Origin of the sequence: Paenibacillus vulneris, assembly GCF_039543185.1 — a bacterium.
Classification (GTDB): domain Bacteria; phylum Bacillota; class Bacilli; order Paenibacillales; family NBRC-103111; genus Paenibacillus_S; species Paenibacillus_S vulneris.
The window spans coordinates 487,723-501,937 of record NZ_BAABJG010000006.1 but is presented as its reverse complement, the minus strand read 5'-3'; the positions used below and the strand labels follow the sequence as shown (position 1 = coordinate 501,937).

Sequence of the window (14,215 nt, the reverse complement as noted above, 5' to 3'; positions counted from 1 at the left end):
ACAGATAAATGAGATATGAAAAGGGAGCATAAGGGACCTGCTGCGGCAGGTTCCTTATTGGTTATTATCGAAAAAACGCAGGTTCTTACCCGTCTGAAGCTTGCCGGTGCTGATCATCCACTCGAAGCCCTGCTCCACAATGCCTATCAAATATTCAGCGGCTTTGGGGTCATGTTCATGCAGCGCACGCAAGGATAGGGCGAGCTGCTCGATCCGGGCGCCTGCGTCATTCTCGATATACGGCTCGATCTCGTTGGTTTCGATCAGCTGAAATTCGTTTTGCAGCTTGTTGATGATTTCCAGCTGAAGCGTCCTTGTTTTGCCGGATTCAAGATTGCTTAAATAATCGGGAGATACACCGAGCTCCCTTGCAAAATCCATAATGTCCACACCGCGCTGCTGCCGGATAGTTTTGATGTACAGGCCAATCTCATTCATCCCATCACCGCTCCTTCGTAAGGGTATATGTCCAGTATGGACCGGATAGCCGATGCATAACCGTTGGGATGCGTAGAGGCGCGGAGTAACAGCAGCATTCCGATTGGCGGTACTATGCTGTTGACCTTCACGTTACGTTAAGCTTTATGATGATGGAGAACCGGTTCCACTACGATAAGGAGGATTCGATATGCCAAATCATTCTGTTATTTATGAGCAGCAAGCAGACCAGTACCACTTGATGATTTCCAAGCAAAAGCCGCTCCTTCCCACCATCGAAGAGCTGATCAGCCTGGAGGGCCTGGACATCCTGGATATGGGGGCAGGCTCCGGCAGATTTACGGTTGAATTGGCTGCCAAAGCCAAATCCATCGTTGCTGCCGATGCTTCGGAAGCCATGTTAAAGGTTGCAGCCGAACGTCTGAAGGACGCGGGCTTCACTCATTGGAGAACGATCGCAGCAGATCACAGGTCGCTTCCGCTAGCGGACGACAGCGTCGATTTCATCATTGCAGGCTGGACGGTCTGCTACCTTACGAATGCCGATGTTCCCGATGCCATGGGCAATTTGAGGAAGATCCTAGCTGAGATGAGGCGGGTGCTGCGGCCTAACGGCACCATTCTTATCTTGGAAACGATGGGTACAGGGGAAGAACAGCCTAACCCGCCGGAGTTTTTGAAAGCATACTATGACGCGCTCGTTCAGGATTACGGATTTAACCACAAATGGATTCGAACGGATTATACCTTTGAGAATCTTCAGCAGGCAGAGCAGCTTGCGGGATTTTTCTTCGGGGATGCCATGGCGAAGCGGGTGGTTGAACGGAACTGGATTCAGCTGCCGGAATGTGCGGGAATGTGGTGGCTAAAAACATAGCAATCCATAAGAAGCCTGGAAGAGGCATGTATCCTATAATAAGCTTGTACCGATAAAGCTGAACTTTGAAAGGTGGAACATATTGTGGGACAAGTGAGACCTTTTCTTTTATCTGAGGATGCAAGAGCGCAAGCGGAGTTTTACACCCAATCCCTTGGCGGGGAAATCGTATCGGTCATGACGCACGAACAAGCAACGGGGGCACAGCACGAGCATAAGGACAAGGTCATCCATTTATGTCTGGTTGTTGCCGGCGGAAGCTCTATTTTTATGGCCGATTCCTTGGAGCCTTTTACTAGGGGAACGGGCGTATTACTCAATGTATCGTACAAAACGGAATCGGAAGCTGGCGAGGCATTTGCCAAGCTTGCAGCGGGCGGTCAAGTGAAGCAGCCTTTTGCGCTGCAGCCTTTCGGCCTGTATTACGGAGAGCTTACAGATCGATACGGTGTCGCGTGGATGGTTACATCCGAGCCTAACGAGTAACATCATATTTATCTAACACTTTGCAATAACCCATACGGCTGCCGCCAAAAACGGCGGGCTTTTGGTTCTATCGACAAGATGAACGGTTCATATTTGAAAAATGAAGGGTTCAAAGTCCAGCGCTTATTTGAACCCCGTTTCTATGACATTATTAATTTCGGGACTATCGGAACGTCATAGCCATCCCGCTTTGCGGGGCATTTTAAAGATGAGAGCCCCCGCTTGCGTCAATCAATTGACCGGTCACCCAGCGGCTGTCCGATGAGGCCAGAAAGGCCGCAATATTCGCGACATCCTCTGGCTCACCCCAACGGTTGAAGGTGGAGAGGCCGGCGGCAAACTTCTGTCCTTCGAGACTCTGCAAAGTATCGGCATTCATCTCTGTATTGATAAAGCCAGGGAGGATGGCGTTCACTGTAATGAGGCGTTTTCCAAGCTGCTGAGCGAGGACGCTTGTCAGAGTATTGACCGCCCCCTTGGAGATGCTGTAGGCGAATACATTAGGGAGAGCCATCTTAGTAACAAACGATGAAATATTAATGATTCGACCCTCATCCCTAAGACGCGGCAGGGCCTGCTGAATAACAAAAAGCGGTGCCTTTACATTAATGTTCATCACTTCATCGAAGGATTGCTCCGTCGTATCTTCAATGGTTACCATTTGTCCGATTCCGGCATTATTGACAAGAATATCGAATCGATTCTCCCCTGTTCGCTTGTAAAGGGCTTCATCCATTGCGTCATATAAATCCGTTACGCCTTTAAGAGAATGAAAATCCGCGTGGACTGTGAATGCGGAGCCTCCATGATTTTGAATCTGGCGGACGACTTCCTCTGCTTGACTTTGTCTTTTTCCATAATGAACTGCGACTAATGCGCCTTCCTCTGCGAGACGTAACGCAATGCCGCGTCCGATTCCCCGGCTTGCACCTGTGACTAGTGCGATTTTACCTTGTAACTTACTCATGCTCTCATCTCCTTGTTTGAATTCATGTTAGTTATATCACAAGGGGATGTTCGAAATGTTGCGCTCTCATTCGGGGTGCAGTTACATACAAGCAAATTAGAAACTATCGCGATAACACTTGCACCTTACGTAACGTAATGATTTATAGTGAAATTACCCGCTGGAAGGCCATAATTAGAAAGGGAGGCATAAATATGAACATAGGTGAGAATGAAGCAGTGGCTTCACGCGAATATGATGTACCAAGGGAGCTGGTGTTTCGAGCTTGGACAACCCCGGATTTGTTAGCTCGATGGTGGGGGCCGGAAGGATTTACGAATACGTTTCACGAGTGTGATATTAGACCCGGGGGAACATGGAGGTTCACGATGCACGGCCCGAATGGAGCAGATTATCCCAATCATTGCGTCTTTGTTGAGATTGTGCCGTTTGAGCAGGTCGTGCTGGATCATGTATCCGGTCCTGAATTTCGGGTAACGGCTTCCTTTGAGGATCTGGGAGGCAGAACCAAGGTGACTTTTCGCCAGACTTTCAAGAAGGCGGAGGTGTTCGAACAGGTTAAGGCTTACTGTGTTGAAGGGAATGAACAGAACCTGGACCGGTTGGGCAGGGTACTGACGGAAATAGCTTTTTAGCTTTACTAAGAAATGTCGTCGTTCATGCTCCTTGTGGGGGATGACGGCGATATTTTTTTTGATGCGGAGGGAAGCAGTATGTGCAACAAGCCGCGGGATAGGGCGTTTATTAGGCGAATGGGTTTGCATAAATGAAACTTCATGTTATCATTTCCGTAAATATCAGATGACTTATACATAAAGAAGTGAGGATGAAAGCTTTGAAATTCATGAAGTCTATTTTGTTTGTATTCCTAAGCTGTTTGCTGCTTCTGGCCGGATGCGGAGTGAGCAAGGAAAAACCGCAATCAGAGGATTATACGACGTTTGAAAGTGTCGCCAAGTACATTCAAGCTCATAACAAATTGCCGGATAATTTTATTACCAAGAACGAAGCGACCAAGCGGGGCTGGGATCCTCAGAAAGGGAACTTGAATCAAGTTGCACCTGGTAAAAGCATAGGCGGCGATGTCTTCCAAAACCGTGAAAATAAATTGCCCTCGAAAAAGGGGAGAATATGGTACGAAGCCGATATCAATTACAAATCAGGCCACAGGGGAAAAGACCGCATCCTATTTTCCAACGACGGCTTAATCTATAAGACCGAGGATCATTACGAAACGTTTCAGCAAATCAAGTAAACACAGGGGGGATAGCCTTGCGCGAAATCATACTGGATGGCCGGAAATTTGATTCTAAAGACCAGCTGCATGCTGTCTTAAAAGAAGCCCTGTCGCTGCCGCACTATTACGGCAATAATTTGGACGCCTTATGGGATTGTCTGACCGGATGGGTTGAACTGCCGCTAACGCTTCGCTGGCAGCATTTTCAGGAAAGCGAGAAAAAGCTCGGGGAGTATACTGGGCTTTTGTTGCAGCTTTTTCAAGACGCGGAGAAGGAGCTTGAAGGTTTTCATTTGCGGATCGAGTAAAAGCTTAATGAATAAGACGGAGGGGTATATCATAGACATGAGAGAGCCTCTATCGAAGCCTTTCTAAGACGTGCGGCCGCGTCTAGAGGTAGGTTTTATCGCCAAATAAAATTTTCACATCCGATGACCTCGGAGTCTTATAAATACTGTAGTAAAAAAGGACAAGAGCAGAAGCTGCACTTGTCCTTTTATTAATTTAGAGCTTGTGTGGAAGCTGCAATAGACTGCACCGGTCAATGTTGACTAAACTTTTAACTTACTAGGTCTTCTTACCCCTGCTTGTTTCGCTTAGCAGCGTCGATCCCAACAATAAGGCAGCGCCAGCCAATTGAAGTAATGTCATCTTTTCGCCTATGACAAGAACTGAAATAAACAAGGAAGTTAAAGGATCTATATAGCTTAATACAGCGACGCTCTGAGCCTTAAGCCCGCTCATTCCAGTAAAGAACAGGTAGAATCCTACTCCCGCATGAAATATGCCCAGGAGCAGCAGTAAAATAATAGAATTGCCCGATATCCGGGAAATAGGAAAGCCTTCTGTAATGAAAACATAAGGCAGTAGTATGACAGAGGATAAGACAATCTGAATAAACGTATTCTCCAGCCCGTTCATGTTTCGGATGAACTTGTTAACCAGGGTCAAGACCGCATAAAAACCCGCCGCTATAAGCCCATAGATAATACCGAGCAGATTATGTTCGGCTGTGGCTGTTTTATTGCTCTGTACAATCAAAACCAATCCGATAAGGGCAATGACGACACATATTGCTTTTTTTAGCGAAAGCTTTTCTTTCAGTACAACAGGCGACATCACGATAACCAGCACAGGAGCAAAATAATAGCTTATGGCTGCATTCGCAATCGTAGTTTCCTTATAGGACTGAAAAAGAAAAATCCAATTGCCGCACAAAGCGAGGCTCGCTATAAACAGCGGGACCACATTTCTTCTTATAATTTGCCGTGATATTTTATGCTTCGTACTCATGCAGATGATGAATAAAAACATACTGCCAATAAGGCTCATGAAAAGAGCAATTACACTTGCTCTCAAATCTATATATTTAGCAAAAACGCCAACTGCTCCGAATATGATCATCGACAAAATAAAATAAATCGTTTCTTTCACTTCTTTTTCCCGCTTTCTACTAATATGATGGCGGACCTATGCAGGCCGGCTGCCGAATGCATACAGTAGAATCTATGGAAAAGGTCTGACAAGCCTCTTGTAAGTACCCCGACAGTAGATTCTACTGTTAAGGCATTACGGGAGGGGCGACAAAGTTAACCATGCGATATCTCCTCCATTTCGTTAATCACGTGAATCTTTATAAGAAAACTGCATGTCATAAATTCATTATATAGCTAGAGTGAGTGACTGAAAAGTTTACTGAATATCTGAGAATTTTGAACATACTGGATGTCATCCCTTTTGGTATAATAAGGAAGAAGACGTGAGAGATGAAAAGGTGAAAACCATGAGCTATGCCGATTCTGTGCAAAGGGCGATCGACTATATCGAGGATCGTCTGGACCAGGAGCTGGATCTTACCTGCATTGCCGAGGAAGCTTATCTGTCGGTCGCTCAGCTGTACCGGGTGTTTTATGCGCTTACCGGACATCCCGTCAAGGACTATATTCGCAAACGAAGAATAAGCGTTGCCGCCCATCAGTTGAGAAATACGAACCGGACGGTCGAGGAGCTCGCATGGGAGAGCGGATTCGAATCCTACCATTCATTTGCCAAGGTATTCAAGAAGATCGTTGGGCTGACTCCCGCCAGCTATCGAAAGGCCGAGCTGTTCTTCAGCTTCGAACCGATCAGGCTGCATGAACAAATCTCGTACACGGAGGATAGGGAGCAAACGGAGCGGTTCCCCGATGTCAAAGTGATTCGATTGCTGCCAGGTAAAATGTACAGCTATCTGTATATAGCCGATCATGAGGAGGGAATGGAGAACGAGGCGTTCCGGATCGTCGGACGGCTGCTGAGCACCCATGAGGTAACGAGAGACGTCAAGTCGAAGCTTCGCATTTTCGGTCACAATGTAGAGCTTCCTGGAAAAGGACAGCCGCGAAAATACGGCTACAAGGTGTTGATAGCGGATACAGCGGACCAGACTATGGAGGATGCGTTTACCGAGGAGCCCTTCGCCGGAGGCTTGTACGCCGTCAGAAGGATTCCTGCTGCATGCCCGAAGACCGTTCAGGATGCGTGGGACAGATTATTGTCCGAATGGCTGCCGAAGAGCACGTTTGACATCGGAACGCATCAATATATCGAGGAGTTCATTGCCTACAACGATAAAGTGACGAGAATGAACCTGTACCTTCCCGTGCAGCGGAAGCTTCACCCTGAACCGATAGAGATCGTTGAGCTGGGAGAAATCAAAGCATTCTTTTGCAGGGGAGATGGGGCAGAAGCTCAAAAGGCTGCGGAAATGCAGTTGATAGATTGGCATACTAACGTGTCCCATGCGCGCTGCCGGAAGGGCCATGGTAAATATTATATGTCCTATCATTATGGAGCCAAGGATATGGAGGATTATTGGTGGGAGAACGGGATTTTGACTGCTGGACCCGAAGCTCCGGCGCTGGAGGGACTGAAGGAAAAACGGCTGGGCTCCGGCACATATGCGTGCTGCGTGTCCAAGACGTACGGCTTGTTGACCGGGGTCTTGGAAAAGATGCATCGCTGGATCATCGCCAATGACAGCTACAGATTGGATGAAGAGCGGCAATGGTTCGCTGAATATCTTCTCATCGAGGGAAGCGATCTGGAGCGGGATACCGTGGTTAAAGTGTACATTCCCATCTCGAAAGGAGGGGGCTCGCTATGAAGCATTCAGCCAGGAATCCCGGGCGGCTGCAGCCCATGCATAGGATTCTGGAGGGCAGGCGCCCGGACAGCTATAAGCCGGAACGGGTTCCGGCGGCGCTAAGCATTTTGTATCGATCAACCCAAAGAGAGGTGTCAACCGAAGCGATGGAGGATATGAAGCCTTATATCGTTAAGCACGATGAATTGAAATTAATCGGCATCCCTTGCATAAGCCTGCAGGATATGAGCGGCAAATACCGCCATGCCAAAGAAGCGCTGTTATCTTCTGCAAAGCATCTGCCATCCGTCAAAAATCCTTCCGTCCATTATGGCATTTGGCCTAAGGCTTCTACACAGCAGCAGTCGGATATGCATGCCTATATTCTCTGTGTTGAGGTGGATTCCTTCGAGGATGTTCCGGAGTGGTATTTCCGGACCACATTGCCTCCTCAAACCTGCGTAGTCGTACCCAACCGGGACGGTGATTTTGACGCGGCGAGCCAGGCTGTGGAACACTATCTTAGTGAAGCCCGCCTGGAAACAGGCGCAGATGACCGGAAGTACATTATTTGTGAACGATACAGCTATGAAAAAGAGGGGTTCTCCCGGTACTCGCTTCCTATTCATTCAGGCCTGGAGGATTGATCATGAATACAAAGCGAATGCACAAGGAGCCGCCGGAAGGTTATCAGCCGGTGCGGGTTCCGCAAGCGTTAACTACGATTATTGGAGGGAAAACGATGAATCAACAGCACGCATCGGAAGCAGGTTCCGTACGTAATAGTCCGGTTAAGAACAAGATCGGAAGCGTCTTTATCCCGGTCCGCGATATGGAAAGAGCCCGCAGCTGGTATTGTCAAGTTCTTGGGCTGAATGAGGCGAATTGTACGAGTATGGCTGGTCATTTATGCACCTTACCCATGCAAGGAACGGGCATTATTCTGGATACGATGCCCATGTGGGGCGGGGATCAGCCTGGTGGAGCGCCATCTATCGAGACTCCCGCTTTTATGCTGTTGACGGATGATTTGCAGGGCTCTTACGATTATATGAAAAAGCTCGGCGTCGAGCTTGTAACGGCAATCGAGCATAATCATTGGTTCGTCGTTAAGGACCCGGACGGCAATAAGCTGATGATCTGCCGGGAATAGGGCAATACACCGGCAATCTAAAGAGCAGACCGCGGGTTGCGCAGTCTGCTCTGAGATTTAATGCTGTTTATTCAGATAGATATCCCTTTTTAAACACTGTGTACCATTCCTCCAGCTTTTCACCCTCATACACGCCGAGCTTCTCCAGAATATGTCTGGAGAACTCCAAGGCAGCGGTTCCGTTGGCTGTTATGATATTGCCGTCGCTGACGGATTGGACTGTCTGATAGGAGCCTTCGCCGCGGTAGTTGGGCGCTCCTTCCTTCATGAAATCCAAGGTATTGCCGGTATGCTTGATATTGTCCAGGAATCCGTGGCTGGCCAGGAACGTCGTCGCATCACAAATGGCCGCGACCGGAATTTCTTTATCGACACAGCTCTGTACCAGCCGGGCGGCCTGTTGATTTTTGGCCTCTCTCCATCCCGTACCTCCCGGAATAATCAGCATCGCCAATTTGTCCTGAGATGGTTCAACGTTCAGTTCATAATCGGGCAGCACCCGAAGTCCCCCCATGGAAACCTTGGGGTCTTTGTCAATAGCGACCGTTCTTACCTGAAACCCATTTTCCGGATTATTCAATTCCGTTGAAACGTAGCTCGCCTCCCAATCGGCGAAGCCGTCAGTAATAAATATCCACACTTCCTTCAATGCAGATCCCTCCCTGGATAGTTTTTACATCCTTGTAGTCTATTATAAAGCAGATATGCTGACAGAAACGGTCAGTGAAGTTGGTATAGTCTAGTGGAGAAAATTCAGTAGGGCTGATTGATTCATCTTGTTTTTATTTGAAATCACCCTTGGGATAGTCAGCCTGAATCATGCAGAACCCCGCCTATTTTGTTATGATGGAAGAAAAACGAATAGCCCGTAAAGGTGGGACTATGATGCTGTCGCCGAATAATAAATTATGGTATGGAAGACCTGCAGATCCGTTTCATATCGAATTCTCGAATCGGACGGGATATGTCACCATGAATCGTTATCATATCCATCATCACTATGAAATTCTGTACTTGTTTTCAGGGGCCAGGGGATTCTTCATCAAGGATCGCTCCTACACGGTCCGGCAAGGTGATCTGGTGATCATTGGCTCCAACGAAATTCATAAATCATTTGACATCGGCGTTCCCGATTACGAAAGGGCTGTTGCCTACTATGACTCGCGATACTTCGAGAGCTTTAAGGGACGGGATGCCGCCCCGCTGCTGTCACTGTTTCGAGGCTACCCGGTCCTTCGGTTATCGATTCAGGAACGAATGCTGATGGAGGGCCTATTTAGCGAGTTCGCTCAGGAAATGACAAACAAGCCCCCCGCCTTCGAGCTGCGGCTTCAACAGCTATCTGCCGAGCTGCTGCTGCATGTGTTCCGGTTTATTGAAAAAAGAAACGCAACCCCCATCGAGCAAGACTCCACAATAAAGAAGAAGATCCTCGAGATTGTCCAATATATGAACAAGCATTACGATCAGCCGATCAGTTTAACGTCCGTGTCCGGGCAATTTTACATAAGTCCTAGCTATTTAAGTAAAATGTTCAAAAATGTAACCGGTTTCATGTTTACGGATTACGTCAATACCGTCAGAGTGAAGGAAGCGCAGCGGCTGCTGCGCGAAACGGATATGAAGATCATCGACATCTCTACCGCTGCCGGCTTTGGTAACGTATCCCATTTTGGCAAGGTGTTCAAGCAGATTGCCTCCGTATCCCCCCGTGATTATCGGCAAGGCTATCGCTAGATAGTAATTCACGTGGAGGAGGTGGTACATTGGAAAACCATGCGATTATAACCAACAAGCCTGAGGCGCCCTTGGGAAACCTCAGTCTGTTGAAAAAACCTGTTTTACGTGAAATATTATCCATATGGGGGGATGCTTTGGAGGAGTTTACGCCCGCCTTTGAAACCCGCGAAAATACCGCTTAATATAATCCGATTCGCGGGTTTCAACAGCGGCTGGACTGCTAGTGCTATGAAATGATCTTCAGTCCAACCGCTGCGGTAAGCACCATAGCTATGAACAGCATACGCTTCCACTCCCTGGATTCCCCATAAACGAACATCCCCAAAAGGGCGCTGCCTGCGGTTCCAATCCCTGTCCACACGGCATAGGCCGTCCCCATCGAGATAGTCTTCATGGAAAAGGACAGGAACAGGAAGCTTAACAGAAAGCCGCCGATAAGAATAGAGTAAGAGGCAATAGATTTGCTTTTGTGGATGCGGTTAATTCCCGACACCCCGATGATTTCGCAGCAGCCTGCCAAAATAAGAGCGATCCAATCCATTCTTATTGCACCTCCTCAGACTTTTTCCCCGCTGTTACCATCTTCAGTCCGACTACCCCGGCGATTAGCAGCAGGATAAGAAGCAGCTTGGTTACGCTGAACGGTTCCCCGAACACCAGCATCTCGGTAATGACGGTCCCCGTCGTCCCTATTCCGGTAAAGACCGCGTATGTCGTACCGACAGGCAGTTTCGACGAGGCTCGGATGAGCAAGTCCATGCTGATCAGGATGGCGATGATTGTACCGGTCCAATCCCACAGATGGTGAGAGTGCTTTAAGCCGATAACCCAAGCAATTTCGAATAATCCAGCAATAAAGACCATAGCCCAATTTCGATTCATGATAAACATCCTCCTTTTGAATGGTTTAGAATGCGGCAGGAACAACAGGGGATACCCAGTCCCTGAATCAAACGACAAAAAGCCCGGGATGATATCGTCCATGATATCCTCCCGGGCTTTTATCCCTCCGTGTCCACAGAAAAGTCCTGTGTGTTTTCTCTCGGACCAGACCGAGCTTCTATGAAGAAGCCGCGGAACCCTAGAAAACCTCGGTTATTCGTTTGTCTGAGTCATTACGGCTTATCATAACGTATTCCCTGCTTTTTTTCAAGATACAAAACGTTCCGGAGGCTGGATTATAGTGGAGGCGGGGCCGCCGCTGTCGGACAAAACCAGAAGTCTCTGCTATAATGGTAGCAGAATCTAGAATGAGGTGACTAGAATGATCAAGTTGGTAGCATTCGATGTGGACGGTACTTTGCGGGACCGCGATTATTTGCCAGAGTCTACCCGAGCGGCTTTATTGAAGCTGAAGGAACAAGGGATCGCGCTCGCATTATGTACAGGCCGCAGCGAATTCGAGATGGAATCGCTTCGCGAAGAACTGGGCATTGAATGGGCTGTCACATGTAATGGCAGTCATATCGGATATAAAGGAAAGACGGTATTCGGCAATCCTTTTCCTAAGGAAACCGTGCGGACGTGGCTTCAAGAGGCCGAGCGCAAAAGCCATACGCTGCTGCTGTACGGCTCGGAGCTGATGTTCATGAACCGCGAGAATGACGCGTATTTTCGCCAGGCGCAGCAGGAGATCGGCTTCATGGAACCGGTGCAGCTCCAATCGGTTGAGGAAGTCCCCGATATTTATCAATGCATCGTGTTCTGCAATGAGCAGGAGGAAGCCGCTTATATCGGTGAAGACCGGAGTCAGCTGTATATCCACCGGTGGAGACCGTGGGCTGTTGATATTAACCCGAACGGCATGAACAAAGCCGTAGGTCTTCGCAAGCTGATCGACCATCTAGGATTGACGACGGATGAAGTCGCTGCATTCGGCGACGGCCACAATGACTTTGAGATGATCGAAGCGGTCGGCAGCGGTATCGCCATGGGGAATGCGGCGGAAGAATTGAAGGTAAAGGCGCGCTATGTAACCAAGTCGTTGAACGAGGGTGGCATTGCTTATGCCGTGGACAAGTGGATTTTATCCGGTGTAAACTAATTTTTTTATAAAACAGGCTGCTGCGAAGCAGCTTCAGGATGTCGAGAAACCCTGTTTGCGTGAACAATGCTGCATATGGAGGTGGGGGATGCCTCGGAGGAGTTTACGTCCTCCTTTGAAACCCGTGAAAATACCGCTAAATCTAATCCTATTCACGGGGTTCAACAGAGGCTGGAGGGGCATATCCCACCGGAGTATAACAGCAAAAGTTCAAGCTTCTATAGTTTCTCGACAACCTCAGGCTGCTGTGAAGCAGCCTGTTTTTGCTGTCCTTCTATTGCTCCTGCAAGCTGCTTAAAGCAACGGTCTGCTCATTCTCAGGCTGATCGAGCGGATAGATCCTCGCCGTTTCGTTCTGTTCATCCACATGCTGAATGTAGATGGGAACACCATCGCAGGTCACATGGACCATATCAGGCGAGCTCGCAATTTCTTGTGCACGTTGTTTGTTCACTGGATTATCCTCCACGTATCAGTGTGTAATTCCTGGTATTTATATGGACCAGAAGTTAGTATGCGTCGGTGAAGGGTGCGTTATACCGTCTTCGGAAAGAATAACCATAATGGTTTTTTCCGGTAACACCGTCCCGGGTCCATGATACAATGTGCAAGTGTCACAGGCTTAAGGGCATACAGATCATTAAGAGCGCATCAGGATACAGGAAGAACAAGGGTTAAAAAACAATGTTTGGATGAAGCAACCTTTTGTATTCCGATGACGTATAAGAGTATGCGTTAAGTGCAGCTTGTGCTTATTGGCTCCTGGCAGATGGTTTTTTAGTAAAGACTAGGGAAGGATGAGAAGATAGATGTCATCGGCTCCACAAGGTATGGGCGGGTTATTCCGCAACCGTTTCGTACAAGCGATTTTATTGTCCGGGTTGTTTTTGCAGATTGGTATTCATGGTGCTGGGGCCGATACTCGGAACGTTTGTCTACCAGCATTACGGGATTCAAGTCGCCATCGCCATTATGGGCGTAGCATTCCTGCTGTCGGCAGCTGTGCTGATGTTCCTGCCTCCGGATCGCGTGATTAATGAAGAGGATAAACCGGCAACAAAGCTTGGCGAGGAGATGGCAGCGGGCTTTCGGTATGTATTATCCAAAAAAGTACTGTCAACGCTCGGGGGCTGTTTCTTGTCAGCCGGCCTTGCGCTTGGATTGATACAGCCGTTGGGTGTGTTCCTCGTTACGGAGCGTTTGGGGCTGCCTAAAGAAAATATTCAATGGTTGATGACTGCCAATGGGGTGGCGATGATCATAGGCGGCGGATTAGCTATGGGGTTGTCCAAAAAGTTTGCTCCGCAAACGATGTTGATTATCGGTATGGTCGTCAGTGCCATCGGGATGGTCATAACGGGACTTTCAACGTCGTTATGGGTAACCTTAATGGCGCAGTTCATTTCCGGGCTCGTACTTCCGGCGATTCAGATCGGGATTAATACGATGATTCTAAGCAATACGGATGAATCCTATGTAGGACGGGTGAATGGGATTCTGAATCCTCTGTTTATGGGAGGAATGGTAGTGACAATGAGTCTTGCAGGCTGGCTCAAAGAGATGTTCCATATCGTAGCGATGTATGAAGCGGCTGCGGTGCTGTTTGTGATCGGTGTCATCGTCATGCTTCCTCTGTATCGGAAAGAAGTGCGTCAGACCGGCTCTGCCGGCGAAGCCTCTTAAGTAAACTGTTTGGATCCAGGCTTTCAAGGACCGCCCCAACGGGCGGTCCTTTTCCATCATGGCCCCGCATTGCAGGTATCAGATGGAAGGTAGGGCCTCGCGGCCTGCCTGGCGATTAAAGATTGTCTTTACGGAAATAAGGCTGTACGCTTCCTACAAATTCATCTTTTTCACAGCAAGTGTACGAATGCTGATAAACCGGGTAACAGTGATGGCGGTTAATAACCTCTATCGGGTGAATCACCTGTACCAGCTGCGGGTGATAAAAATTTCTTATGACTCTGCGAGGATCCGTTACAATCGGATCGGCAGGCGGACAACAAAAATTACGATGTGAACGACTCATTTTCTTATCAGCTCCTCTCTTGATCTGAGATATTATACGACATTGGCGGAGATGCGGCTTGTGCCTTTGCCTAATTGCTGATAAACAAAAAAATGCAGGTACCGGGTACCTGCACGAATG

At 48.3% G+C, this 14,215-nt stretch carries 20 protein-coding genes and 1 riboswitch; of the genes, 12 read left to right on the top strand and 8 right to left on the bottom strand.

The features are described from left to right. Positions 1-54 precede the first annotated feature (54 nt). Positions 55-438: a helix-turn-helix domain-containing protein gene (locus tag ABEA66_RS07680; RefSeq protein ID WP_345587097.1), complete on the bottom strand. Its 384-nt coding sequence runs from the start codon at positions 436-438 to the stop codon at positions 55-57. Positions 439-628: 190 nt separating this feature from the next. Between ABEA66_RS07680 and ABEA66_RS07675 the strand changes: the two genes are divergently transcribed. Then, positions 629-1,315 (top strand): class I SAM-dependent methyltransferase, encoded by a 687-nt coding sequence (locus tag ABEA66_RS07675; protein ID WP_345587096.1) that lies wholly within the window; start codon positions 629-631, stop codon positions 1,313-1,315. A gap of 84 nt (positions 1,316-1,399) precedes the next feature. Next, positions 1,400-1,801, top strand: a complete 402-nt coding sequence (locus ABEA66_RS07670; RefSeq protein ID WP_345587095.1) for a VOC family protein — start codon at positions 1,400-1,402, stop codon at positions 1,799-1,801. Between the two features lie 202 nt (positions 1,802-2,003). Here ABEA66_RS07670 and ABEA66_RS07665 read toward each other — a convergent pair whose 3' ends face one another. Further along, positions 2,004-2,768: an SDR family oxidoreductase gene (locus ABEA66_RS07665; protein WP_192705405.1), complete on the bottom strand. Its 765-nt coding sequence runs from the start codon at positions 2,766-2,768 to the stop codon at positions 2,004-2,006. Between the two features lie 194 nt (positions 2,769-2,962). Here ABEA66_RS07665 and ABEA66_RS07660 point away from each other — a divergent pair, with 194 nt between their 5' ends. From ABEA66_RS07660 to ABEA66_RS07650, 3 genes are all read left to right on the top strand, one after another. Continuing rightward, positions 2,963-3,403: an SRPBCC family protein gene (locus ABEA66_RS07660; RefSeq protein ID WP_345587094.1), complete on the top strand. Its 441-nt coding sequence runs from the start codon at positions 2,963-2,965 to the stop codon at positions 3,401-3,403. 191 nt (positions 3,404-3,594) lie between these two features. Further along, the gene (locus ABEA66_RS07655) at positions 3,595-4,023 is read left to right on the top strand and encodes a ribonuclease domain-containing protein (protein ID WP_079914337.1); all 429 of its coding nucleotides are present in this window, start codon (positions 3,595-3,597) and stop codon (positions 4,021-4,023) included. A 17-nt stretch (positions 4,024-4,040) separates the two neighbouring features. After that, entirely contained in the window at positions 4,041-4,313 is a 273-nt protein-coding gene (locus ABEA66_RS07650) for a barstar family protein (protein ID WP_345587093.1), read from the top strand. A gap of 259 nt (positions 4,314-4,572) precedes the next feature. Here the strand turns inward: ABEA66_RS07650 and ABEA66_RS07645 are convergent, their stop codons facing one another. Further along, positions 4,573-5,439, bottom strand: a complete 867-nt coding sequence (locus tag ABEA66_RS07645) for a DMT family transporter (protein ID WP_345587092.1) — start codon at positions 5,437-5,439, stop codon at positions 4,573-4,575. Between the two features lie 325 nt (positions 5,440-5,764). Here ABEA66_RS07645 and ABEA66_RS07640 point away from each other — a divergent pair, with 325 nt between their 5' ends. The 3 genes from ABEA66_RS07640 to ABEA66_RS07630 all read left to right on the top strand — a co-directional run bounded on the left by ABEA66_RS07640 (position 5,765) and on the right by ABEA66_RS07630 (position 8,282). Next, positions 5,765-7,150 carry a helix-turn-helix domain-containing protein gene (locus tag ABEA66_RS07640; protein ID WP_345587091.1) on the top strand — a complete coding sequence of 462 codons (1,386 nt, stop codon included), beginning with the start codon at positions 5,765-5,767 and terminating at the stop codon, positions 7,148-7,150. Beyond that, a complete protein-coding gene (locus tag ABEA66_RS07635; protein WP_345587090.1) occupies positions 7,147-7,776 on the top strand; it encodes an effector binding domain-containing protein in 630 nt (209 codons plus the stop codon). The genes ABEA66_RS07640 and ABEA66_RS07635 overlap by 4 nt, the downstream gene beginning before the upstream one ends. Before the next feature lie 95 nt (positions 7,777-7,871). Continuing rightward, positions 7,872-8,282 carry a VOC family protein gene (locus tag ABEA66_RS07630; protein ID WP_377739969.1) on the top strand — a complete coding sequence of 137 codons (411 nt, stop codon included), beginning with the start codon at positions 7,872-7,874 and terminating at the stop codon, positions 8,280-8,282. 67 nt (positions 8,283-8,349) lie between these two features. On the opposite strand, the gene ABEA66_RS07625 is transcribed toward ABEA66_RS07630, so the two are convergent. Beyond that, positions 8,350-8,931, bottom strand: a complete 582-nt coding sequence (locus ABEA66_RS07625; protein WP_345587088.1) for a type 1 glutamine amidotransferase family protein — start codon at positions 8,929-8,931, stop codon at positions 8,350-8,352. A 233-nt stretch (positions 8,932-9,164) separates the two neighbouring features. Here ABEA66_RS07625 and ABEA66_RS07620 point away from each other — a divergent pair, with 233 nt between their 5' ends. After that, the gene (locus ABEA66_RS07620) at positions 9,165-10,019 is read left to right on the top strand and encodes a helix-turn-helix transcriptional regulator (protein WP_345587087.1); all 855 of its coding nucleotides are present in this window, start codon (positions 9,165-9,167) and stop codon (positions 10,017-10,019) included. Between the two features lie 29 nt (positions 10,020-10,048). Beyond that, positions 10,049-10,204 carry a hypothetical protein gene (locus tag ABEA66_RS07615; protein WP_345587086.1) on the top strand — a complete coding sequence of 52 codons (156 nt, stop codon included), beginning with the start codon at positions 10,049-10,051 and terminating at the stop codon, positions 10,202-10,204. Between the two features lie 44 nt (positions 10,205-10,248). Here the strand turns inward: ABEA66_RS07615 and ABEA66_RS07610 are convergent, their stop codons facing one another. Both ABEA66_RS07610 and ABEA66_RS07605 read right to left on the bottom strand, forming a co-directional pair. Continuing rightward, positions 10,249-10,563: a DMT family transporter gene (locus ABEA66_RS07610; protein ID WP_079914344.1), complete on the bottom strand. Its 315-nt coding sequence runs from the start codon at positions 10,561-10,563 to the stop codon at positions 10,249-10,251. A gap of 2 nt (positions 10,564-10,565) precedes the next feature. Beyond that, a complete protein-coding gene (locus ABEA66_RS07605; RefSeq protein WP_345587085.1) occupies positions 10,566-10,904 on the bottom strand; it encodes a DMT family transporter in 339 nt (112 codons plus the stop codon). 106 nt (positions 10,905-11,010) lie between these two features. After that, positions 11,011-11,118: riboswitch (guanidine-I (ykkC/yxkD leader) on the bottom strand. A 168-nt stretch (positions 11,119-11,286) separates the two neighbouring features. On the opposite strand from ABEA66_RS07605, the gene ABEA66_RS07600 reads away from it, so the two are divergent. After that, the gene (locus ABEA66_RS07600) at positions 11,287-12,066 is read left to right on the top strand and encodes a Cof-type HAD-IIB family hydrolase (RefSeq protein ID WP_079914346.1); all 780 of its coding nucleotides are present in this window, start codon (positions 11,287-11,289) and stop codon (positions 12,064-12,066) included. Between the two features lie 274 nt (positions 12,067-12,340). Here ABEA66_RS07600 and ABEA66_RS07595 read toward each other — a convergent pair whose 3' ends face one another. Then, positions 12,341-12,520: a small acid-soluble spore protein H gene (locus tag ABEA66_RS07595; protein ID WP_079914347.1), complete on the bottom strand. Its 180-nt coding sequence runs from the start codon at positions 12,518-12,520 to the stop codon at positions 12,341-12,343. 449 nt (positions 12,521-12,969) lie between these two features. On the opposite strand from ABEA66_RS07595, the gene ABEA66_RS07590 reads away from it, so the two are divergent. Continuing rightward, complete coding sequence (locus ABEA66_RS07590) at positions 12,970-13,749, top strand: MFS transporter (RefSeq protein ID WP_345587386.1); 780 nt, start codon at positions 12,970-12,972, stop codon at positions 13,747-13,749. Positions 13,750-13,864: 115 nt separating this feature from the next. Here ABEA66_RS07590 and ABEA66_RS07585 read toward each other — a convergent pair whose 3' ends face one another. Beyond that, entirely contained in the window at positions 13,865-14,095 is a 231-nt protein-coding gene (locus ABEA66_RS07585) for a hypothetical protein (protein WP_144028068.1), read from the bottom strand. Positions 14,096-14,215: the final 120 nt, after the last annotated feature.